Consider the following 22,031-nt stretch of genomic DNA (forward strand, 5'->3'; position numbering starts at 1 on the left):
GGAAAATGAAATGTCAGAAGTAAGAGTTAGAGAAAATGAAACATTAGACAGCGCTTTAAGAAGATTCAAGCGTTCATGTGCAATGTCTGGCATCATGTCTGAAGTTAGAAAAAGAGAGCACTATGATAAGCCTAGCGTTAGACGTAAAAAGAAGGCAGAAGCAGCAAGAAGAAAAAATGCTAAGAAATAGTTAAAAAAGAAATAAAGAGGTGAGGGGAATGTCCCTTAAACAAAAGTTACAAGAGGACTTAAAGTCTTCAATGAAGAACAAAGATACAGTAAGAAAATCTGTAGTAACTTTAATAAGAGCTTCTATAAAGCAATATGAAGTTGACAATAGAGTTGAACTTGATGATGAAGGTATTATAGATATAATATCTAAGCAAATGAAACAACGTAGAGATTCGTTGGAAGAGTTTGCAAAAGCTAATAGACAAGACTTAGTAAGTGAAACGGAATCTGAAATCGAAGTTTTAAAAGAGTACCTACCTCAACAGTTAAGCGAAGAAGAGCTAAACAAAATAGTAAAAGAAACTATATCTGAATTAGGAGCTACTTCTATGAAAGATATGGGTAAAATAATGTCTGCTATGATGCCTAAAGTAAAAGGTAGAGCAGATGGAAAACAAATAAACGAGTTAGTTAAGGCTAACTTACAATAGATTAAAAACCTAGAGAGAAATCTCTAGGTTTTTTTGCATTTATAAAATAAAAAGTGTCATACCTTTATAGTCTTGTACATATTTATTAATTAAATAAATTAATAAATACAAAAGGAGAAAGAGAGGGAGAACAAATTGATAATATCAGTAAAGGAAGTTATAAATTTTTTAATAAGTGTACTGATACCATTAATTGTTGGATTTGCAAGTAGTGTAATTACTCAATTAATAGCAGGAATAGATACATCTACATATTATTCCCAATTAATAAAACCAGGTTTCGCTCCACCGAGTATAGTATTTCCTATAGTTTGGACAATACTATATATTTTAATGGGAATATCAGCTTATAAAATCTTAAAAAAAGGATATGAGTTACCGAAAGTAAAAGATGCAATGTTTTACTATTGGTTACAGCTAGGTTTAAATTTCCTTTGGAGTATATTATTTTTTGGATTTGATTTAAGATTTACATCTTTAATAACTTTGGGGATATTAACTATAATAGTAATTATAATGACTATAAAGTTCTTTAAAATAGATAAAAAAGCTGTATACTTAAATATTCCATATATACTATGGCTTTTATATGCATTCGTACTAAATTACTTTATTTGGGTAATTAACAAATAAAGTAATAATATATAAGTGAAAACATATACTGAATTAATAAATATATGTCACTTATAGAAGTTGACCTCAACCCGCTAGATATAATTATATTAAATACTTAAGATAAAATATTTAATATACAAATCAACAAAGTAAATGTTATAAAAAATTTTAATAAACAATTTACTAGATTATATTTGATTAGTATGCTCGAAGGGAGAGGTTTTTATGAAAATAACCATATCAAGTAGGCCGATAAAACTAACAGAGTCAGTATACAATTATATAAATAATAAAGTTAATAAGTTAGAAAATCACCTAAATTCTGAAGATGAAGTGAAAATTTTGATAACTTATGATAAAGAAATATATAAGATAGAAATAACTATATTATCAACCGACAGTACAATAATTAGGTCTGAATCATCTGATGAAGACTTATATTTTGCAGCAGATATGGTATTAGAAAGAATAGCTAAACAATTAATTAGATATAAGTATAAGATGAAATTTGAAAGTAAATTTAATAGTTTTGATATAAATAATGAGAGTATCAAATATCAACGGGAAGAAAAAGATCAATTGATTGAAAGGCATAAAAAATTTAACTTAAAACCTATGAGTGTAGAAGAAGCAATAATGCAGATGGAACTTATTGGTCATAATTTTTATATGTTTAGAAATCAAGAAACATATGAAATAAATATTGTATATAAAAGATACAATGGTGGATATGGTTTAATAGAACATGAATAATATAAATAAAAAATACTGAGGTATAATCCTCAGTATTTTTGTTTTAAAATAATGATATTTCTTCTATATTTAAATTTAAGGTGTTTATTGTAATATAAAAACCTTTATTAAAGTCAACTTTACCTACGTTATCTTTGTAATTATACTTAAAAGTATAACTTTCTGTAATGGTATTATAAGTGGTTGTATTTATATAATCTTTATCTAAAGTAAAGTTGTCAAATTCAGATTCAAATTTTTCGTTTAAATATTTATTTATGAGATTTTTTGATTCATCTTTGTTTATAGGAGCAGATGATTTTATATCATATTGAAGCGATTGATATAGATAAAATATTTTACCGGTAAAATTTGATATACGAACTTTGAAAATTTTATTTTTTGTTTTTATAAAATATTGATGGAATTTATATTTATCGTTATTTTCAAAAAAAACTTCGTAGTATTCATCTATAATATTATCGGTGTTATAGTCAAAATCAAAAAATATGTTTATAGATTCTAAAGTTTTCTGTCTAATAAAATCAAAATCTAATTGTGTGGGATGTTCGAATGTTGAATCATCAATGAAATTAAATAATCGTATATTATTGTGGCTATTTATTTTTAACGAAGTATCTTCATTATAAATAGAACTTCTTGAAACTGAAGATGGTGAAAAATATTGAATAGAAGATATAAAGTTGAAATAACTATAAGTAAGGGCGTTTAGTAAATTTAAGGCATAGGTATCTGGTGTTAGCTTTTTTAAAGCGTTTAAGTCTGATAATATAGATAAATTTATTTGAAGCAATTCATCAAAGTTCTCTTCGGTACATTTAGAAATTTTAAAAGAATCTATATTATCTATAATTAAGTTATCGTTAAATGAGTATTCGTATAAATAACATAAAAATTTTATATTCCTTAAATTTTCGTTCTTTATATTAGTTAAAAAATTCAAGGATTTGTAATAATTTAAATTCATAAATGCATTAATTAGAAAATCTAAACATATACATTTTTGTACTAAAGTAAAAAATATATTTTTCATGTAACCATCCTTTCCTCAAATTTATATTTATATATAGATATTTTATTCTAAAGATTATTATAAGTTTACACACTTATTTAAATAAAAGAGTATTATAAAATATAGTAATTATTTATAAGGGGATTAAATAAATTATATTAAGGGGGTATATGTATGGTAGAAATATCAACTGACCTACAGGTAAACCAACCTACAGTAACAATTATAGGAAATACATTTGTAAGTATAGAAAACTACCTATCAATAATAACTTATGAGACTGATTTGATAAAAATTAAAACAAAAGTCAAATCAATTAAAATATCTGGGGACAAACTTTCATTGAAATATATAGCTGATGGGGAGATAGGTATAAAAGGGATTATATATACTGTAGAATATGTGGATTAGGAGGAGATACTAGTGATAAGTTATATCAGGGGATACTACGTCATAACAGTAGAAGGGATAGGAATAGAAAAATTTTTAAATCACCTTATAAGGAATAACATACGAATATATAATGTTAATAGAACAAGTAATATTAAAATTGAGTTTTGTGTTGATAGACGTGACATAAGAGCCTTTAAACAGGTGTATAGGGGAAGTAACTATGATATTAAAGTAAAACAAAAAACAGGTATACCTTTTGTATTAAAGAGAATTTATAAATTAAAAGGAATGTGGATCTGTGCAGTTATTTCCCTGCTATTATTAATGTCTACATCCATGTTTGTAACAGATATATACATAAAAGTTCCAGAGGGAATAAAACAAGAAGAAATAAGAAAAGAACTTTATAATGTTGGACTTAAACCAGGTGTATACAAGAGAAATATAGACAGAAAAGAAATAAGAGACTATATGATGCTAAAATTTGATGATATAGCATACATATCCATAAATGTAAAAGGGACTAATATTTTTGTAACTGTAACGAGGAAAGCGGAGACGTTAGAGTCAAAAGAGAAATCAAATTATTGTAATATAATTGCTAAGAAAAATGGTATAATAGAAAAGGTAATCCCAAGAAGTGGTAATCAGATCGCTGAAGTTGGAAGTATCGTTCAAAAAGGAGATGTCTTAGTAAGTGGATCTAATACAAAATCTATACCTGAAGTTTGGGCAAGTACTTTTTATGAAGTGTCTAAAAGTGCAAATTGTGAAGATATTATAAAAGAGAAGACAGGTAATAAAAAAAGAGTATATACTATAAGTTTTTATGATAAAAAATATACATTAAGAAGAAATATAAAGTATAAAAACTATACTATAGATAATAAAGAACATAAATTAACTTTAGGAAATTATACATTTCCAATAAAAGTAAAGGTAAGTACATTTAATGAAACTAAAGAGGTTAAAATAAAGATAGATAAGGCAAAGCTAAAAAAGGATTTATCTGAAAAAGCACAAAAAGAATTAGAGTATATAATACCTGCTTCGGCAAGAATAGTTAATGTAGAACATGATTATAAAGTGAATAAAAATATGTTAGAATATAGAATAACAGCTACAACATCTGAAAATATAGCAAAAGTATATAATTTAAGCAAATCAGAAGCAGAACAACTAATCATAGAACAAAATAAGCCTAAGGAGGGTGAGGATGCTGTTCCTCAAAATCCTAATAAGAGACCGATAGATGATATAAGAAATGAATTTGAGCTAAAAGAAGAAAAAAATGATAAACAAAATAATATAGAAAATAATAATCAATAAGATAAACTAAGGAGGAATGGGTATTGATAATACAAAAAAAATTCATAGTATCAGAAGAAAGATTCGAAAGAGAGCTGTTTGGAAACTTTGATGAAAATGTAAAGCTAATAGAAGATGCCCTTAAAATAGATGTTATATTAAGAGAAGGTAATATTGTTTTAATGGGTGAGGAAAAAAATGTAGAACAAGCTATAAAACTTATAGAAGAGCTACATCAAACTGTTTCAAATGGTAAAAACTTAGATAAACAAAGTATTGGATATTCTATATCTCTATTATTAGAGGGTAGTGAATCTAAGATAAAAGAATTAGAAGACACTATTATACTTACTAAAAAAGGAGCTCCTGTTCAACCTAAGACATTAGGTCAAAAGGAATACATAGATTTAATTAAAAAAAATGATATAACATTTGGAGTAGGTCCAGCTGGAACTGGTAAAACATATTTAGCTGTTGCAATGGCAGTAAAAGCGTTTAAAAAAGATGAAGTAAGTAGAATTATATTAACAAGACCAGCAGTGGAAGCAGGTGAAAATCTAGGCTTTTTACCAGGAGATTTAAAAGATAAAGTAGACCCTTACTTAAGACCTTTATATGATGCTTTATTTGACATGTTAGGACCGGATAAGTTTAATAAGTATCTAGAAAGAGGTACTATAGAAGTAGCTCCATTAGCCTTTATGAGAGGTAGAACTCTTGATAATGCATTTATAATATTGGATGAAGCTCAAAATACAACACCTGAACAAATGAAGATGTTCTTAACTAGATTAGGATTTGGATCTAAAGCAGTAGTTACAGGTGATTTAACTCAAACAGATTTACCAAATAAGAAAAAAAGTGGATTATTACATGCCATAGGTGTTTTAAATGGAGTTGAAGGAATAGGTCATAAAATGTTAACTGATAAAGACGTTGTAAGACATGAGTTAGTACAGCGAATAATAAGAGCTTATGATAGGTTTGATCAAAGAGAAGAAGAAAGAAGGGCTAAACATAAGATTAAAAAAGATGATAAATAGTGAATAAATTTTACGAAGGAAGAAGCAGGTGTAAATATGGAATTTATAATAGACAATAGACAAGATAAATTAGATGTAAGTGAAGAGTTAATAGAAAAAATAAAAGATATAATATTAGAATGTTTAGATTATGAAGGATATGACGATGATTATGAAGTAAGCTTATCTTTTGTTGATAACAAGGAAATACATGAATTAAACAAAGAGTTTAGAGGGATAGATAGACCAACAGATGTGTTATCATTTCCTATGTTAAGTGAAGAAGATGAGCTTGATATTGAGCTTGAAGAAGTTTCTTTAGGAGACATAGTTGTATCTCTAGAAAGAGCATTTGAGCAAAGTATGGATTATAATCATAGCTTTGAAAGAGAAGTATGTTTTTTAGTTTGTCATAGTATGTTCCACCTTTTAGGCTATGATCATGATACTGAAGAAAATACTAAAGAAATGAGACAAAAGGAAGAATATATATTAAGCAAGTTAAACATAACAAGGGAGTAAGCCTTATGAAACAAAAAAAAACACGTCAGGGGATAATTCAAGCATTTAATGCTGCAATAGAAGGTATTTTATACACTTTTAAATCAGAAAGAAATATGAAAATACATTATTGTGTAGCAGTTATAGTGCTTTTAGCAAGTTTATTTTTTATAGATAATAGACTTGAAATGATAATGCTAATATTTTCGATAAGTTTAGTTGTAATATCTGAGATGTTTAATACTGCTATAGAAAAAACAATAGATATGGTAACCGATACTTATCATCCTTTGGCTAAAATAGCAAAAGATGTTGCAGCAGGAGGAGTACTAATAGCAACTTTAAACTCAGTTGCTGTAGGATATCTTATATTTTATAATAAATTAACTACTATATCTGATTCATTAATATATACAATTAGACAATCTCAGTTGCATGTAACTTTAATTTGTATAGTATTAGTTCTTATAGCTGTAGTTGTAGTAAAAGCACTAACATCTACGGGAACGCCCCTAAAAGGAGGTATGCCTAGTGGTCATGCAGCATTAGCATTTGCAATGGCTACGTTAGTAACGCTTATAGAAGCTGGACTTACAGTATCAACGTTATCTTATTTAATGGCAGTACTTGTAGCTCAAAGTAGGATAGAAGGTAAAATACATACGTTTTGGGAAACTGTAGCTGGAGCTATTTTAGGAGTTTTAATAGGACTTTTAGTATATCAACTTAAAATAGTTGGATAATAAATCAAAAACTTAAGGGGATGTGAATTAATTAGCAGACCTTATATAAAAAAGAAGTCTGCAAGACTTCTTTTTTATGTTATAATGTAAGGTACTAAATAAAGGTAACAAGAAAATGAGAAAATAAGAATATTTATTATATATTTATTATAATATAACTTATATAAAAAAATAGGAGGCACATTATAATGGATAATAAACAATTATTAAAGATAGCTGAAGATGCAAGAAAATATTCTCACTCACCGTACTCAAACTTTAAAGTAGGAGCAGCCCTGTTAACTAAAAGTGGAAAAGTTTATACAGGATGTAACGTTGAATGTGCATCTTTTGGTGGGACCAATTGTGCTGAAAGAACTGCTATTTTTAAGGCTATATCAGAAGGTGATAATGATATAGACAAAATAGCAATAGCAAGTGATAATTCAGAAAAGAATGAACCGACATATCCATGTGGTATATGCAGACAGGTGATTTTAGAATTTGGAATAGATATAAAGATAGTAACAGGATATTCTGAAGGTGATATATATGAATGCACAATAAAAGATTTAGTACCTAATTATTTTGCAGGTAGTGATTTTAGAGAAATTAAATAACGAAAGATTATAATATAGAGGAGAAATGACAAAATGTTTAAATCAGGATTTGTTAGTATAGTAGGTAGACCAAATGTAGGGAAATCTACTCTTATGAATAATGTAGTTGGAGAAAAGATAGCAATAATGAGTGATAAACCTCAAACAACAAGAAATACAATACAAGCGGTACATACAGATGAAGAGTGCCAAGTTGTATTTTTAGATACACCAGGAATACATAAACCAAAGAATAAATTAGGTGAGTTTATGGTTAAGTCAGCTACTGATGCATTTAAAAATGTAGATGTAGTGTTATATGTAGTTGATGAGTCTAAAAAGATAGGGCCTGGAGATAGAATGATAATAGAAGATCTTAGAAGTATAAAAACTCCAGTAATATTAGTTATAAACAAAATGGACCAAATTGAAGAACAAGACTTATTTGATTTAATGAAAATGTATCATGCTGAAGGTGTATTTAAAGAGATAGTACCAATATCAGCGTTAAAAGGAAGAAATGTTAAGGAACTTTTAAAAGTAGTTCAAAAGTATCTAGAAGAAGGTCCTAAATACTTCCCAGAATATATGATAACAGATCAACCAGAAAGAGTTTTAGTATCAGAACTAATAAGAGAAAAAGTGCTACATTATGTACATGATGAAATTCCTCATGGAGTTGCTGTTGAAATAGAAAAAATGAAATCTAGAAAAGATAAAGAAATAGTTGATATATCAGCTGTTATATATTGTGAAAGAGACTCTCATAAGGGTATAATAATAGGTAAGAATGGAAGAAAGTTAAAAGGTATAGGAAAATCAGCTAGAGAAGATATAGAATTACTTTTAGGGTCTCAAGCGAATCTTCAGTTATGGGTTAAAGTAAAAGAGAACTGGAGAAACCTACAAAATTATGTAAGTAATTTTGGATATACTGAAAAATAAAGGTGGATTATATGGATAGGAAACAAGATGCTTCCCAGGATTTATTAAGTGAAGTCAAGATATTAATAGAAAACAACAAAATATTAGAGTTAAGAGAATTACTTGAAGAATATCATATAATAGATATTTTCGATATTATGGAGCATCTAGATGAGGATATGAAAATAAAATTATTTGAAGTCCTACCTCTAGATATGGCTGCTTCGATATTAGAAGAAAGTGATGTAGATTTTTTTAGCACTATATTATCCAAAATAGATATAGATCATCGAAGAAACATATTAGAATTAATGTCTCTGGATGATATGGCAGATATACTAAGTCAGCTACAAGAAGATGAGAGAGAAGAAATAATGGAGCTTCTAAGTCAAGAAGATGCTGATGATGTAAAAGAATTATTAATATATGAAGAAGAATCTACAGGTGGAATTATGACCACTGGGTATATAGAAATAAATAAAGATATGACAGCTAAGCAGGCTATAAAGCATATGAGAGAAAATGCTCAAGATGCAGAAACCATATACTATATATATGTAGTTGATAATGATGAAAGATTAGTGGGTGTATTATCACTAAGAGAATTAATAACTGCACGAGATGCTAGTATAGTTGAAGACTTAATGAGTGAAAATATTATTTCTGTTTATGTAGATGAAGATAGAGAAGAAGCTGTAAGGCTGGTATCAAAATATAATTTAATAGCAATACCTGTTATAGATAGACAACAAAAGTTAAAAGGAATAATAACAGTAGATGATATAATTGATGTAATGGAAGAAGAAGCAAGTGAAGATATGTATAAGTTTGCAGGTACATCAGAGCAAGAAAGGGAGTTCGTTGAAAAAGTAAATCCAACTCCTAAAGAGCAAATATTTTCTTCTGTTAGAGCTAGAATTCCATGGCTTGCTATAACTTTAATAGGAGGATTAATATCAAGTTTAATACTTTCTAATTTAGATTTTGTAATGAATCCTACTTATAGATCTTTAGTATTTTTTATACCGGTTGTCATAGGCATGGGTGGAAATATAGGAACTCAATCATCAGTCTTAACTGTAATGGCGCTTTCTAATAAAGATTTAGAGTTTAGCAATGTTATAAGAGAAGGTATTGTAGGTCTTATTACGGGTGTAATATGTTCAATTCTTGTAGGAATTGCAACTTATATATTTATAAATGATATAAATATAGTTTTGATTGTATCAATATCTTTATTTATAAATATGATATTAGGAGCAATGATAGGTGCGTTTATGCCTGTTTTATTCAAAAAATTAGATGTAGATCCATCTATAATATCAGCTCCTGTTATAGCTACAGCCCTTGATATTACAGGGATAGCTATATATATATTTATTACTACTATATTATTGTCAAAAATTGTCTAATAACTTCATGTATTATTTACCCTCTTCTTACTAAAAATATAATTATAACCGTAAGAAGGGGGTTTTTTAAAAATGAACAATTTATGTTGGGAAGTTTTTAAAAAGACGGGTAGTATAGAAGCCTATCTGTATTTACAGGATTGTAAAAGTTTACATCAAGAAAATGAAGATATGAGGGAGATAGAAACAGACTATGATAATATTGAATACCCAGGGGATAGTACTTAAAGCTGTAAGGTACGAAGAAAATGATGTAATATTAACTTTGTTTACAAGAAAGCTTGGTAAGGTTGCTGCATTAGCAAAAGGTGCGAAAAAAAATAAAAGTTCTTTGCTTTCATCTTCGCAGCTTTTTTCTTATTCAAATTACACCCTTAAAAAGCAAGGAAGCATGTACAGGGTAAGCCAAAGTGATATTATAAAAAGCTTTTATGATATTTCTTATGATATAGAAGCTTTTTCGTACGCAACTTATATTACAAAACTAGTGGAAGGATCCACTCTTGAAAATCAAACTAACAATAGGCTATTTATACTACTTGCCCAAACTCTACACTTGTATACACAGACAGATGTAGATAAAAAATATATAACTAGAGCATTTGAATTAAAATTCTTAGACTATATAGGATTTAAGCCGGTAGTAAATAGATGTTGTGGATGTGGAACTAAGAATTTAGGCAAACCTACTTTTAATGTGTATGAAGGTGGAACATTGTGCAAAATATGTAGTGAAAATAGTGAAAATAACTTAGATATTGATATAACAACTTTGAAACTAATGGAATATATATTAAGTAATGATATATTACAGTGCAGCAAGGCAAAAGTTTCAAAGTATATAACTTATGAGTTAGGAAAAATATTAAAACAATATCTAAATATTTATGTTGACAATGTGAATTTAAAATCATTAAACTTATTACAAAGCATACAAAATAATAAGGGAGTTGATAAGGGTGAGTAGCAATATAACTATAGAAAAGTTAGATGCAGTTACAGAAAGAGTTCCAAATGCAACTTATGCAGATGCTAAAAAGGCTCTTCTAGAATGTAATGGAGATGTAATAGAAGCTGTAATTTTACTAGAATCTCAAAAAGGATTTGGAGGTAAAACGAAACAAGCTAAAAAAACAGTAGAGCAAGTATTTTCTAAGGATAATGAAGATCTTAAAGACTTAAAGGTTCAAGTTAAAGAGCTTTTAAAGAAAAGTAGCGTAATAAGAGTTATAGTTGAAAAAAATGGAAAAGTTGTAATGAATATACCTTTAACAGTAGGTGTTGTTGGTTTAGCACTAGGTCCATTAGTTACTTTAGTTGGTTTATCAGCGGCAGTTATAGGAAAATACAACATAATGATCCAAAATGAAGAGGATGGATCAATCGTCGATTTAGGTGAATTAAATGAAGAAAAGCTTAATATGCTAAAGCAAATGTTAACTAATACAGCAAAAGAAGTTAAAGATGTTGTAGTGGATAACAAAAAGGACGATAAAGATATAACTGATGAACTTATGAAAGAAGATGAAAGTATAACTATAAATCTAGATAAAAAAGATGAGTAGAATGTCAGGATTTAGCATTCACATTGACAAAAATTAAAGAATTTGATATTCTAAAAGTTAGAAAAGAACTGATAAAAGGCCTTTCGTAGAAACGAAAGGCTTTTTCAAATAATAAACGATAAACTAAGTCGTAAGCTTATAGGAGGTACTCTCATGAATTTTCAAAATATGATACTAACATTGCAAAATTACTGGGCTAAGCAAGGATGTATCATGATGCAACCTTATGATGTAGAAAAAGGTGCAGGAACAATGAATCCAAACACTCTTTTAAGATCGTTAGGTCCAGAACCTTGGAAAGTATGCTACGTAGAACCATCTAGAAGGCCAGCAGATGGTAGATATGGTGAGAATCCAAATAGATTATATCAACATCATCAATTCCAAGTTATATTAAAACCGTCACCAGATAATATACAAGAGCTATATTTAGAAAGTTTAAAGCAAATCGGTATAGATCCAAAAGAACATGATATAAGATTTGTCGAAGATAACTGGGAATCTACAACAGTTGGTGCTTGGGGACTTGGATGGGAAGTATGGTTAGATGGAATGGAAATTACTCAATTTACATATTTCCAACAAGTTGGAGGTATCGAGTGTGAACTTGAAACTGGAGAAATAACATATGGACTTGAAAGACTTGCTATGTACATACAAGAAGTTGACAGTGTTTATGACTTAATGTGGAATGATGAATTAACTTATGGCGATGTATTTAAGCAAGCTGAATATGAAAACTCTGTATATGCATTTGAAGCATGTGATGCAGATATGTTATTTAATTTATTTGATACATACGAAAAAGAAGCTACTAAACTTATAGAAAGAAATCTAGTAATACCAGCATATGATTATGTTTTAAAATGTTCTCATACATTTAACACTTTAGATGCGAGAGGTGCTGTAGGAGTAAGTCAAAGAGCATCATTTATAGGTAGAGTAAGAACTATGGCAAGAAATGTTTCTTCTGCTTATGTTAAACAAAGAGAAGAAATGGGATTCCCACTTATAAAGGAGGGTAAATAATAATGAATAATTATCTTTTATTTGAAGTTGGAGTTGAAGAACTACCATCAAGATTCGTTGAGTCTACTTTAGGACAAATAAAAAGTAACTTAACTAAATTATTTAAAGAAAATAGAATAAACTTTAATGATATAAAAACTTATGGAACTCCAAGAAGATTAACTTTTGTAGTTGAAGGTATAAGTGATAAACAAAGTGATTTAGAAGAAGAAGTTAAAGGTCCTTCTAAAAAAATTGCAATAGATGCAGAAGGAAACTTTACAAAACCAGCACTTGGATTTATGAAAAGTAAAGGTCTTAAAGAAGAAGATGTAGTATTTAAGACTGTTGGAAAAGATGAATACATATTCGGAACTATAAGACAAGCAGGTTGTGATACATCAAAAGTACTAAAAACAATACTACCAGAAGCTGTTAAGTCTGTAGTATTCCCTAAAGCAATGCGTTGGGGTGGGAAAAATATGAAATTTGCTAGACCTATAAGATGGATGGTAATATTATTAAATGATAATGTACTTGAAGTAGACTTAGAAGGCATAGTTTCATCGAATGTTACTAAAGGACATAGATTCTTAGGACAAAGTGAGTTTGAAGTAACTTCACTTGAAGACTATTTTGCTAAATTAGAAGAAAATTATGTAATTTTAGATCAAGTGAAAAGAAAAGAAATAATTAAAAACCAATGTATAGAAGTAGCAAAATCATTAGGTGGAGAAATTGAATTTGATGAAGATTTATTAGAAGAAGTAACTCATCTAGTAGAATATCCAACAGCATTCTATGGAGAATTTGATGCAGATTATGCTAAGCTTCCAAAAGAAGTTGTAACTACACCAATGCAACAACATCAAAGATATTTCCCTGTTCTTAAAGATGGTAAGTTATTACCAAACTTTATAGCAGTTAGAAATGGTGATGATTACAAGATAGAGAATGTTAAAAAAGGTAATGAAAAAGTTTTAGAAGCTAGACTTGCAGATGCACTATTTTTCTATAAAGAAGATACTAAAAAGAGCTTAGAAAGCTATATAGAAAAATTAAAGAGTGTAGTATTCCAAGCTAAGTTAGGTACAGTTTACGATAAAACTTTAAGAATAGAAAAACTAAGTACAGATATACTTAATTTATTAGGTTTATCTAATGAAAATGAAGATACAAAGAGAGCTGCAAAACTTTGTAAAGCTGACTTAGTTACAGGAATGGTATTTGAATTTACAGAACTTCAAGGGGTAATGGGAAGAGAGTATGCAAAAGTTAGTGGTGAAAATGAATCAGTAAGTGAAGCTATATTTGAGCATTACTTACCTAGATTTGCAGGAGATATACTTCCAAAAACAAATCCAGGTATAGCTTTATCTATAGCAGATAAATTAGATTCAATAGCAGGATTCTTTGCAATAGGCATACAACCAACTGGATCACAAGACCCTTATGCATTAAGACGTCAAGCGTTAGGTATAATTAATATAATAATGGATAGCAAAATAGATGTGAGCTTAAAATCATTAATAGAATTAGCATTAGAAAATTATACTAACATAGAATTCAACAAAGAAGAAGTTACAGCACAGATGATGGAATTCTTCAAAGAAAGAATTAAAAACTTATTCAGAGAATTAGGAATAAGATATGATGTTATAGATGCAGTATTAAGTTCTAATATAGACGATATATCTGATATGAATTTAAGAGCTATAGAACTTAACAACTGGTTACAAAAAGATGAATTGGTAGAAATGCTAACAGCATTTAATAGAGTATCTACTTTAGCTCAAAAAGCTATTTCTAGTGATGTATCTGAAAGTTTATTAAAAGAAGATGCTGAAGTTAAGTTATACAATGAATTTAAAGTTATCAAAGAGAAAGTAAATGAACTACTGAATGAAAAAAAATACAGCGAGTCTCTAGATTGTTTTGCATCACTTAGACCATCAATCGACGCTATGTTTGATAGTGTTATGGTAATGGATAAGGATGAAGCTATAAAGAATAATAGATTAGGATTACTTAAACAGATATATGATACAATGTTAAGTATATGCGATTTATCTAAGATAGTTTATAAATAATATAGATGAGGCTAAAGGGGATTAACCTTTAGCCTTATTATCGTTTTTAAATATAAATAAGATATATAGGTTTGTGTAAGTATATAAATTAGGTAAAAGTATGATAAAAATTACACAAATTAGATTTAAAATTGGTTAATATAAGCAATAATATATTATAATAGAATGTATAATAAACAATTTAGCTACATTATTTAATAAATAAACCCCATTAATTAAGTTAAAAAACTAAATAGTGTACACTTAAAAATAAAAAGTATATAAAAAATAGAACAAAAACATTTACATGTGCATATAAATGGATATATAATATACTATATAAGGTGCAAGTGATAAATAGTATAGCACAAATGAAAGAAGGTGAGTATTATTCAACTTAATCAAAGACAATTAAAAATTATTGATATTGTAAAAGCTAATGAGCCTATAACAAGTGAAAGTATTGCTGCTCATTTAAATGTAACTCGTGCAACATTAAGATCTGATTTGGCTATATTAACTATGACAGGAATTCTAGACGCAAGACCGAAAGTTGGATATTTTTACTCTGGAGTTAGCGAAATTAATTTAATGAGCAACAAAATAAAAGATAAAAAAGTTGAAGATATAATGAGTATGCCTATACAAGTAAAAAAAGATATGAGCATATATGAAGTTATAGTAACAATGTTTTTAGCCGATGTAGGAAGCATCTTTATAATAGATGAGGATGAGTTTCTATGTGGAATCGTATCTAGGAAAGATTTATTAAAAGCTACAATAGGAGGGGCAGATATTAATAAAATGCCTATAGGAATGATAATGACTAGAATGCCTAATGTAGTAACTATAACTAAGGATGAAGACATCGTATTAGCAGCTAAAAAAATAATAGAGCATGAAGTAGATTCTATACCTGTAATTGAATATGATAAGAATGACAAAACACAAGCTAAGGCTGTAGGTAGAATGTCTAAAACTAACATAACTAAGTTATTTTTAGAGTTGACTGACAATTAAGGAGGAATATATGGAAAATTTAATTATATATGTAATATCAGACTCTGTAGGTGAAACAGCGCAGCAAGTTACAAAGGCTGCTATATCTCAATTTAATATGAATGAAGATTATGAAATTAGGAGATTCCCTTATGTTATAGATTCTAAATTTTTATTAGAAATACTAAATAGTGGTAAAAATGAAAATGCAATAATCGTATACACTTTAGTTGATGAAAATTTATTAAATATAACTAAGAGTTTTTGTGAAGAAGAGGGATTAAGTCATGTAGACTTAATGACACCTTTACTAAGAGAGATAACAAATAAAACTAATACAAAGCCTAAAAGAGAGCCTGGTATCATAAGAAAATTAGATGAAAGCTACTTCAAAAGAGTTGAAGCTATAGAATTTGCTGTTAAATACGATGATGGAAAAGATCCAAGAGGTGTATTAAAATCAGATATTGTATTAGTTGGAATATCGAGAACATCGAAAACACCACTAAGTATGTATCTAGCTAATAAGAATATAAAGGTTGCAAATGTTCCTTTAGTTCCAGAAATACCTATACCTAAAGAGGTATTTGAAATAAATCCGAAAAAAATTATAGGTCTTACTAATACTCCAGAGAAACTTAACATAATAAGACAAGAAAGACTTAAGGCGTTAGGATTATCGAGCAATGCAAGTTATGCTAACTTAGAAAGAATACTTCAAGAGTTAGATTATTCAGAGCAAATAATGAAAAGGATAGGATGTCCTGTAATAGATGTATCTAGCAAAGCCATAGAAGAAACAGCAGGAATTATTCTTGATATTATGAAAGAAAATGGTTTAAGAGTGTACAAAGACGGCGAAAAATAAGATTCGCTAAAAATAAATTAATGGGGTGTTTAAATGATGGAAGCTAAATATGTTTATAGTTTTAATGAAGGTAATAAAGAAATGAAGTCTTTACTTGGAGGTAAAGGTGCAAATCTTGCTGAAATGACAAAAATAGGATTACCAGTCCCTCCAGGTTTTACAATTACTACAGATGCATGTAATGATTATTATATAAATAGTGAAACAATAAGAGATGAAATAATAAAAGAAATAGAAAAACATTTAGAAAATCTAGAAAATAATTTAAATAAAAAATTAGGATGCAATGAAAATCCACTTTTATTATCAGTTCGTTCAGGTGCAGTATTCTCTATGCCTGGTATGATGGATACAATATTAAACTTAGGATTAAATGATATAAGCGTACAAGCTTTATATAAAGCAACTCAAAATGAAAGATTTGCATATGATAGTTATAGAAGATTTATACAAATGTTCTCTGATGTAGCAATGGGAATACCTAAGTATAAATTTGAAAATGTATTAGATGATGCAAAAGAAAGTAAAGGATATAAGTTTGATACTGAATTAACAGTAGAAGATTTAAAAGAAATAGTAAAAAAATACAAAGAAATTTATAAAAAAGAGATAAGACAAGAGTTCCCTGAAGAACCAAAGGAACAACTAATGCTTGCTATAAAGGCAGTATTTAAATCATGGAATAATCCACGTGCAACAATATATCGTAAACTAAATGATATACCTCATAATTTAGGAACAGCAGTAAATATTCAATCTATGGTATTTGGAAATATGGGTGAAACTAGTGGTACAGGAGTAGCATTTACAAGAAACCCATCAACAGGAGAGAATAAACTTTTTGGAGAATTCCTAATAAATGCACAGGGAGAAGATGTAGTTGCAGGAATAAGAACACCTCAAAATATATCTTCACTTAAAGATGTTATGCCAAAAGCATACGATGAATTTGTGAAAATTACTTCTATACTTGAAAATCATTATAAAGATATGCAAGATATAGAGTTTACTATAGAAAGAGAAAAATTATATATATTACAAACTAGAAATGGAAAGAGAACAGCAAGTGCATCTATAAATATAGCTGTTGACTTAGTTAACGATAAAATCATAGATGAAAAAGAAGCTCTAATGAGAATTGATCCTAAGCAATTAGATCAATTACTACATCCAAGCTTTGAAAGCAAAGCTTTAAATAAAGCTACAGTAATAGCTAAAGGATTGCCAGCATCTCCAGGTGCAGCAAGTGGAAAAGTTTACTTTAATGCTGAAGATGTTGTTAAAGCACATGAAAAAGGCGAAGAAGCTATACTTGTAAGACTTGAAACATCACCTGAAGATATAGAAGGTATGATTTGTGCAGAAGGTATTCTTACTGCAAGAGGTGGAATGACATCTCATGCAGCCGTTGTAGCTCGTGGTATGGGTAAATGTTGTGTTGCTGGATGCTCAGAAATCAAAGTAGATGAACATAACAAGGAAATAAGAACAGAAAATGCAGTAATACAAGAAGGTGAATATATTTCACTAGACGGTTCAACAGGTTGTGTATATATAGGAGCTGTTGAAAAAACAGACGTATCATTAACAGGTAACTTTGAGGTGTTAATGACATGGGTAGATAAATATAGAGATATGATGGTAAGAACAAATGCAGATAATCCAAGAGATGCTGCTTGTGCAGTTAAATTTGGAGCTGAAGGAATAGGATTATGTAGAACTGAGCATATGTTCTTTGAAGAAGATAGAATACCAGCAGTAAGAGAAATGATACTATCAAAAACATTAGAACAAAGATTAGTTGCATTAGAAAAATTATTACCAATGCAAAGAAAAGATTTCTTTGAAATATTTAAAGTTATGGATGGTAAATGTGTAAATATAAGACTACTAGATCCACCATTACATGAATTCTTACCTCATGATGAAGAATCTATAAATAGCTTAGCTAAGATAATGAAACTAGATCCTAATGAGATAAAAAGAAGAATAGTAGATTTAGATGAGTTTAACCCTATGCTTGGACATAGAGGATGTAGATTAGCAATAACATTCCCAGAAATATATGATATGCAAGCTAAGGCTATAATACAAGGTGCAATACAATCAACTAAAGAAGGTGTAAAAGTAATACCTGAAATAATGATACCTTTAGTTGGTGAAGTAAAAGAATTAAAAGTAATAAGAGAAATGATAAAAGAAACTATAGATAATATAATAGCGCAAGAATGTGTAAAAATAGATTATACGATAGGAACAATGATAGAAATACCTAGAGCTTGTTTAACTGCTGATGAAATAGCTCAAGAAGCAGACTTCTTTAGTTTTGGTACTAATGACTTAACTCAAATGACTTTTGGATACTCAAGAGATGATGCAGGTAAATTCTTAGGAGAATATGTAAATAGAGAGTTATTAGAGAAAGATCCATTTGAGGTATTAGATCAAAAAGGTGTTGGAAAACTAGTTGAAATGGGTGTTAAATTAGGAAAAAGTGCTAAACCTAATTTAAAACTAGGTATATGTGGAGAACATGGAGGAGAACCTTCAACAGTAGAATTCTGTTACAATTTAGGACTTAACTATGTATCTTGCTCTCCATTTAGAGTTCCAATAGCAAGACTTGCAGCAGCTCAAGCAGCAATTAAGAAAAATAAATAATTTTAAATAAAGAATAAATCTCTTACTTAATATAAACATAGTTAAAGTGTTTAATTAGGTAAGAGATTTTTTATGCTTAAGGAAATTATAATACATTAAATTTTCACATATAGCTAATACATTGCATATTATATATTGAAATGTTTTGAAATTTAGTTGTATATAGAATGGGGGGAGTGATATGACTAAATGCCCAAGGTGCGGAAAAGAGGTATCTTCAAGACCAGGAACTATATGTCCTAGATGTGGGTTAAAAGTGTATGAAGCTAATGAAAAAATTAGATGTCCAGAACCAAATTGCAAAGCTTTAGTTTCTAAAAAATTAGAATACTGTCCAAAGTGTGGTTGTAAATTAAAAAACTATAATTTTTCTGATTTTATTAAGATGGCAAGATGTAAAATTGATGAAAGTTTAAATCAAAAAGAATAAAGGTTGCTAATTTTTTAGCAACCTTTTTTATAATTCTAGTAATTATATATTATCCATTTAGGATAATATTCTTATAAAATAGAATTTCAACAAAATCATCTTTAAAAACTTTAGATTAAGATTTTGTTTTAATATAGAAATGAATAATTATAGGCTAATTTAGTGTTTCGAATTCTTATTTATAAATAAATAAGATATATATTTAAGGTAGGATTAAATATATGAAAAGAAATATTTTACTACTACAATAATAATATGAATTTTTTTTAATAAGGTTACTAATTTTTGAAAAATTAAAAAAGAAACTACTTTGTAGTTTCTTTTTCTATTTCTATATCCCAACCAAAATATCCATTATCTTTTTTTGAATATTTTAAGATAGCATCAAATTTATTTCCTTGTTTAGAAGTTAAAGATTTAACTTTTGCTTGGCCATTTTTTAATATGCTTTTGACCATAGTTTTATTAGGCTTTTTCTTATAATACTCTAAAAACTTATCATTTTTCCATATACCAAATCTACATTCTTTATAGTTATTACAAATATAGCCCTTTTCTATTTCTACTACATCTGACTGACAAATAGGGCACTTACCTAAAGCTTCATTAGTTGAGCTAGGCGATTTTGCATTTTTAGATTTAGATTCACTAGATGACTTATGTGATTCTTTAGTAAATTTTTTAGTTTTAGGATTATAGATATAATTTTCTGTGCTTATATTTTTAGGTGAATCATTTTTTATTAAATTAACGTTTGAATATATAAAATTCATTATATTAGTTAAGTATTCTTTTCTAGTAAAAGTTCCTTTTTGAATATCACTTAGGCTTTTTTCTAGCTTACCTGTATAATCCACATCTAGCAATTCTTTTACAGGGAATATTTCAACTAGGTTTTTACCTAAATCAGTTATTGCATAAGATTTTCCTTTTTTATTAACATATCCAACTTGAAGAATCTTTTTTAAAACGTCAGCACGCGTAGCCGACGTACCTATTGAATACCCTGATAAAACAGTAGTATCATCATCTGAAACACTTTTACCACAGTTTTTCATAGCTTTAAGTAAAGTATCTTCAGTATAAGGCTTAGGAGGTGTAGTTTGTTTAGTTAAAGGCTTTATATCTATAACATCAACTATTTCATCCTTATTTACCATAGGAAGTAAATCATCTTTTTCCTCTTTATTATAAACTTCAAGATATCCTTTTGTTTTTAAAACTTTACCTTTAGTTAAAAATATATTATTATCTACATCTGTTTTGATTTCAGTATTTTCATATTCAGCAGGTGGCATAAAGTTAGCAATGAATCTATCTTTAATAGCATTATATACTATTGATTCATCCTTACTTAAATTATTAGGAATTATATATGTAGGTGTTATAGCACTATGGCTATCAACCTTAGATGAATCAAAAACTCTTTTTGTTTTAGAAAATTTAATTTTATCTTCATAGGGTAAACCTAATTTTAGTTTATCTAAAGCTTGTGATACTTTAGATGTTAAACTTTCTTCTAAGTAAACTGAATCAGTTCTAGGATATGTTATATACCCACCTTTACCTTTACCTTCATATAACGACTGACATACACTTAAAACTTTATCAGATGTGAAATTTGAATACTTTGATGTAATATATCCTTGTAAAGATGTTAAACTGAAAAGTTTTGGTGCATATTCTTTAGACATGCTAACCTTTTTATCCAATATCTTACCAGTATCAGATTTTATGCTGTTTATAACTTCATTAACTTCTTCGATTGTATCGAATTTACTTTCTTTACCTTTTATATATTTACCCTTATATTCTCCGTTGTCACATTTAAAATGTCCTTCTATTTCATAATAGGTTTTAGGAATAAAGTTTAAAATTTCCATATCTCTGTCATAAACTAACTTTACGGTAGGAAGTATTACACGACCTATGTTAAGTAACTTACCATTACCATACTTTAAAGTAGCTACAGAGGTAAAGTTAATTCCTATAAGCCAGTCTGTTATAAGTCTAGTGTATCCGGCTGCCTGCAGATTTCTCATATCGCAATCATCTTTTAAGTTATTTATACCTCTTGTAATATCCTCAGGTGTCCATTCATTTACAAGGATTCTTTTTACAGGTTTTTTATTTTTTGCAAGTAAAAAGATTAAAAAGGAGATTAACTCTCCTTCACGATCATTATCTGTAGCATTTATAATATACTCAATATCATCTCTATGTAAAAGCTTTTTTACTATATCAAACTGTTTTTTCTTAGAACTATCAACTTTAAATTTAAATTTTTCATTAGGTATAAAAGGAAAATTATCCATTCTCCATGAACCAGAGTATCTATCTTTATCATAATCTTTCATATCGTATAGACCAACTAGATGTCCAACTGCATATGTGACTATATATCCATTTCCTTCGAAATATCCATCACATCTCGTTTTAGCACCTAAAAATGATGCTATTGTTTTTGCAACTGATGGTTTTTCGGCTAATATTAGTTTCATAAAGAAC

Annotated in this window: 23 protein-coding genes; 21 read left to right on the forward strand and 2 right to left on the reverse strand. The window is 28.4% G+C overall.

From position 1 onward, the window contains the following. The first annotated feature begins 10 nt into the window (after positions 1-10). The 4 genes from rpsU (at position 11) to hpf (ending at position 2,030) form a co-directional block, all read left to right on the forward strand. A complete protein-coding gene (rpsU, locus tag NWE74_RS15555; RefSeq protein WP_021125460.1) occupies positions 11-190 on the forward strand; it encodes a 30S ribosomal protein S21 in 180 nt (59 codons plus the stop codon). 28 nt (positions 191-218) lie between these two features. Then, entirely contained in the window at positions 219-662 is a 444-nt protein-coding gene (locus tag NWE74_RS15560; protein ID WP_258243882.1) for a GatB/YqeY domain-containing protein, read from the forward strand. A gap of 135 nt (positions 663-797) precedes the next feature. Next, positions 798-1,295: a TspO/MBR family protein gene (locus NWE74_RS15565; protein WP_258243883.1), complete on the forward strand. Its 498-nt coding sequence runs from the start codon at positions 798-800 to the stop codon at positions 1,293-1,295. Between the two features lie 207 nt (positions 1,296-1,502). Beyond that, positions 1,503-2,030, forward strand: coding sequence for a ribosome hibernation-promoting factor, HPF/YfiA family (gene hpf, locus NWE74_RS15570; RefSeq protein WP_258243884.1), 528 nt, complete (start codon positions 1,503-1,505; stop codon positions 2,028-2,030). 43 nt (positions 2,031-2,073) lie between these two features. Here hpf and NWE74_RS15575 read toward each other — a convergent pair whose 3' ends face one another. Further along, entirely contained in the window at positions 2,074-3,063 is a 990-nt protein-coding gene (locus tag NWE74_RS15575) for a hypothetical protein (RefSeq protein WP_258243885.1), read from the reverse strand. A gap of 153 nt (positions 3,064-3,216) precedes the next feature. On the opposite strand from NWE74_RS15575, the gene NWE74_RS15580 reads away from it, so the two are divergent. The 17 genes from NWE74_RS15580 to NWE74_RS15660 all read left to right on the forward strand — a co-directional run bounded on the left by NWE74_RS15580 (position 3,217) and on the right by NWE74_RS15660 (position 19,523). Beyond that, a complete protein-coding gene (locus tag NWE74_RS15580) occupies positions 3,217-3,453 on the forward strand; it encodes a YabP/YqfC family sporulation protein (protein WP_258243886.1) in 237 nt (78 codons plus the stop codon). Between the two features lie 12 nt (positions 3,454-3,465). Next, on the forward strand, positions 3,466-4,764 hold the full coding sequence (gene yqfD / locus NWE74_RS15585; protein ID WP_258243887.1) for a sporulation protein YqfD: 1,299 nt from the start codon (positions 3,466-3,468) through the stop codon (positions 4,762-4,764). Positions 4,765-4,787: 23 nt separating this feature from the next. After that, positions 4,788-5,786, forward strand: a complete 999-nt coding sequence (locus tag NWE74_RS15590) for a PhoH family protein (RefSeq protein WP_258243888.1) — start codon at positions 4,788-4,790, stop codon at positions 5,784-5,786. Positions 5,787-5,822: 36 nt separating this feature from the next. Further along, on the forward strand, positions 5,823-6,287 hold the full coding sequence (gene ybeY / locus NWE74_RS15595; protein ID WP_258243889.1) for an rRNA maturation RNase YbeY: 465 nt from the start codon (positions 5,823-5,825) through the stop codon (positions 6,285-6,287). A 5-nt stretch (positions 6,288-6,292) separates the two neighbouring features. Next, positions 6,293-7,009, forward strand: coding sequence for a diacylglycerol kinase (locus NWE74_RS15600; protein ID WP_092725519.1), 717 nt, complete (start codon positions 6,293-6,295; stop codon positions 7,007-7,009). Between the two features lie 188 nt (positions 7,010-7,197). Then, positions 7,198-7,608 (forward strand): cytidine deaminase, encoded by a 411-nt coding sequence (gene cdd, locus NWE74_RS15605; protein WP_258243890.1) that lies wholly within the window; start codon positions 7,198-7,200, stop codon positions 7,606-7,608. Positions 7,609-7,641: 33 nt separating this feature from the next. Further along, positions 7,642-8,532, forward strand: coding sequence for a GTPase Era (gene era / locus NWE74_RS15610; RefSeq protein ID WP_258243891.1), 891 nt, complete (start codon positions 7,642-7,644; stop codon positions 8,530-8,532). Between the two features lie 11 nt (positions 8,533-8,543). Further along, on the forward strand, positions 8,544-9,923 hold the full coding sequence (gene mgtE, locus NWE74_RS15615; protein ID WP_258243892.1) for a magnesium transporter: 1,380 nt from the start codon (positions 8,544-8,546) through the stop codon (positions 9,921-9,923). A 72-nt stretch (positions 9,924-9,995) separates the two neighbouring features. Continuing rightward, entirely contained in the window at positions 9,996-10,151 is a 156-nt protein-coding gene (locus NWE74_RS15620; RefSeq protein ID WP_258243893.1) for a YqzL family protein, read from the forward strand. Further along, positions 10,117-10,890: a DNA repair protein RecO gene (recO, locus tag NWE74_RS15625; RefSeq protein ID WP_258243894.1), complete on the forward strand. Its 774-nt coding sequence runs from the start codon at positions 10,117-10,119 to the stop codon at positions 10,888-10,890. Before NWE74_RS15620 ends, recO begins: the two co-directional genes overlap by 35 nt. Then, positions 10,883-11,488 carry a DUF4342 domain-containing protein gene (locus tag NWE74_RS15630; protein WP_258243895.1) on the forward strand — a complete coding sequence of 202 codons (606 nt, stop codon included), beginning with the start codon at positions 10,883-10,885 and terminating at the stop codon, positions 11,486-11,488. The genes recO and NWE74_RS15630 overlap by 8 nt, the downstream gene beginning before the upstream one ends. A gap of 153 nt (positions 11,489-11,641) precedes the next feature. After that, positions 11,642-12,517 (forward strand): glycine--tRNA ligase subunit alpha, encoded by an 876-nt coding sequence (gene glyQ, locus NWE74_RS15635; protein ID WP_258243896.1) that lies wholly within the window; start codon positions 11,642-11,644, stop codon positions 12,515-12,517. 2 nt (positions 12,518-12,519) lie between these two features. Next, on the forward strand, positions 12,520-14,586 hold the full coding sequence (gene glyS, locus NWE74_RS15640) for a glycine--tRNA ligase subunit beta (protein ID WP_258243897.1): 2,067 nt from the start codon (positions 12,520-12,522) through the stop codon (positions 14,584-14,586). 360 nt (positions 14,587-14,946) lie between these two features. Continuing rightward, positions 14,947-15,585, forward strand: coding sequence for a helix-turn-helix transcriptional regulator (locus tag NWE74_RS15645; protein ID WP_258243898.1), 639 nt, complete (start codon positions 14,947-14,949; stop codon positions 15,583-15,585). A 10-nt stretch (positions 15,586-15,595) separates the two neighbouring features. Then, the gene (locus tag NWE74_RS15650) at positions 15,596-16,432 is read left to right on the forward strand and encodes a pyruvate, water dikinase regulatory protein (protein ID WP_258243899.1); all 837 of its coding nucleotides are present in this window, start codon (positions 15,596-15,598) and stop codon (positions 16,430-16,432) included. A 36-nt stretch (positions 16,433-16,468) separates the two neighbouring features. Beyond that, complete coding sequence (gene ppdK, locus NWE74_RS15655) at positions 16,469-19,093, forward strand: pyruvate, phosphate dikinase (RefSeq protein ID WP_334304170.1); 2,625 nt, start codon at positions 16,469-16,471, stop codon at positions 19,091-19,093. Positions 19,094-19,274: 181 nt separating this feature from the next. Then, positions 19,275-19,523: a zinc ribbon domain-containing protein gene (locus tag NWE74_RS15660; protein WP_092725531.1), complete on the forward strand. Its 249-nt coding sequence runs from the start codon at positions 19,275-19,277 to the stop codon at positions 19,521-19,523. Between the two features lie 305 nt (positions 19,524-19,828). On the opposite strand, the gene NWE74_RS15665 is transcribed toward NWE74_RS15660, so the two are convergent. Continuing rightward, a complete protein-coding gene (locus NWE74_RS15665) occupies positions 19,829-22,024 on the reverse strand; it encodes a DNA topoisomerase (RefSeq protein WP_258243901.1) in 2,196 nt (731 codons plus the stop codon). Between the last annotated feature and the right edge of the window lie 7 nt (positions 22,025-22,031).

The organism is Romboutsia lituseburensis (assembly GCF_024723825.1).
Taxonomy (GTDB): domain Bacteria; phylum Bacillota; class Clostridia; order Peptostreptococcales; family Peptostreptococcaceae; genus Romboutsia_F; species Romboutsia_F lituseburensis_A.

Excerpts from the sequence above, each read along its gene's own strand:
- recO (WP_258243894.1), top strand. The coding sequence starts at position 10,117 with ATGATAATATTGAATACCCAGGGGATAGTACTTAAAGCTGTAAGGTAC.
- era (WP_258243891.1), top strand. The coding sequence starts at position 7,642 with ATGTTTAAATCAGGATTTGTTAGTATAGTAGGTAGACCAAATGTAGGG.
- glyS (WP_258243897.1), top strand. The coding sequence starts at position 12,520 with ATGAATAATTATCTTTTATTTGAAGTTGGAGTTGAAGAACTACCATCA.
- NWE74_RS15665 (WP_258243901.1), bottom strand. The coding sequence starts at position 22,024 with ATGAAACTAATATTAGCCGAAAAACCATCAGTTGCAAAAACAATAGCA.
- NWE74_RS15650 (WP_258243899.1), top strand. The coding sequence starts at position 15,596 with ATGGAAAATTTAATTATATATGTAATATCAGACTCTGTAGGTGAAACA.
- glyQ (WP_258243896.1), top strand. The coding sequence starts at position 11,642 with ATGAATTTTCAAAATATGATACTAACATTGCAAAATTACTGGGCTAAG.
- cdd (WP_258243890.1), top strand. The coding sequence starts at position 7,198 with ATGGATAATAAACAATTATTAAAGATAGCTGAAGATGCAAGAAAATAT.
- NWE74_RS15620 (WP_258243893.1), top strand. The coding sequence starts at position 9,996 with ATGAACAATTTATGTTGGGAAGTTTTTAAAAAGACGGGTAGTATAGAA.
- rpsU (WP_021125460.1), top strand. The coding sequence starts at position 11 with ATGTCAGAAGTAAGAGTTAGAGAAAATGAAACATTAGACAGCGCTTTA.
- mgtE (WP_258243892.1), top strand. The coding sequence starts at position 8,544 with ATGGATAGGAAACAAGATGCTTCCCAGGATTTATTAAGTGAAGTCAAG.
- NWE74_RS15600 (WP_092725519.1), top strand. The coding sequence starts at position 6,293 with ATGAAACAAAAAAAAACACGTCAGGGGATAATTCAAGCATTTAATGCT.
- NWE74_RS15580 (WP_258243886.1), top strand. The coding sequence starts at position 3,217 with ATGGTAGAAATATCAACTGACCTACAGGTAAACCAACCTACAGTAACA.
- NWE74_RS15575 (WP_258243885.1), bottom strand. The coding sequence starts at position 3,063 with ATGAAAAATATATTTTTTACTTTAGTACAAAAATGTATATGTTTAGAT.
- NWE74_RS15560 (WP_258243882.1), top strand. The coding sequence starts at position 219 with ATGTCCCTTAAACAAAAGTTACAAGAGGACTTAAAGTCTTCAATGAAG.
- hpf (WP_258243884.1), top strand. The coding sequence starts at position 1,503 with ATGAAAATAACCATATCAAGTAGGCCGATAAAACTAACAGAGTCAGTA.
- ppdK (WP_334304170.1), top strand. The coding sequence starts at position 16,469 with ATGGAAGCTAAATATGTTTATAGTTTTAATGAAGGTAATAAAGAAATG.
- ybeY (WP_258243889.1), top strand. The coding sequence starts at position 5,823 with ATGGAATTTATAATAGACAATAGACAAGATAAATTAGATGTAAGTGAA.
- NWE74_RS15660 (WP_092725531.1), top strand. The coding sequence starts at position 19,275 with ATGACTAAATGCCCAAGGTGCGGAAAAGAGGTATCTTCAAGACCAGGA.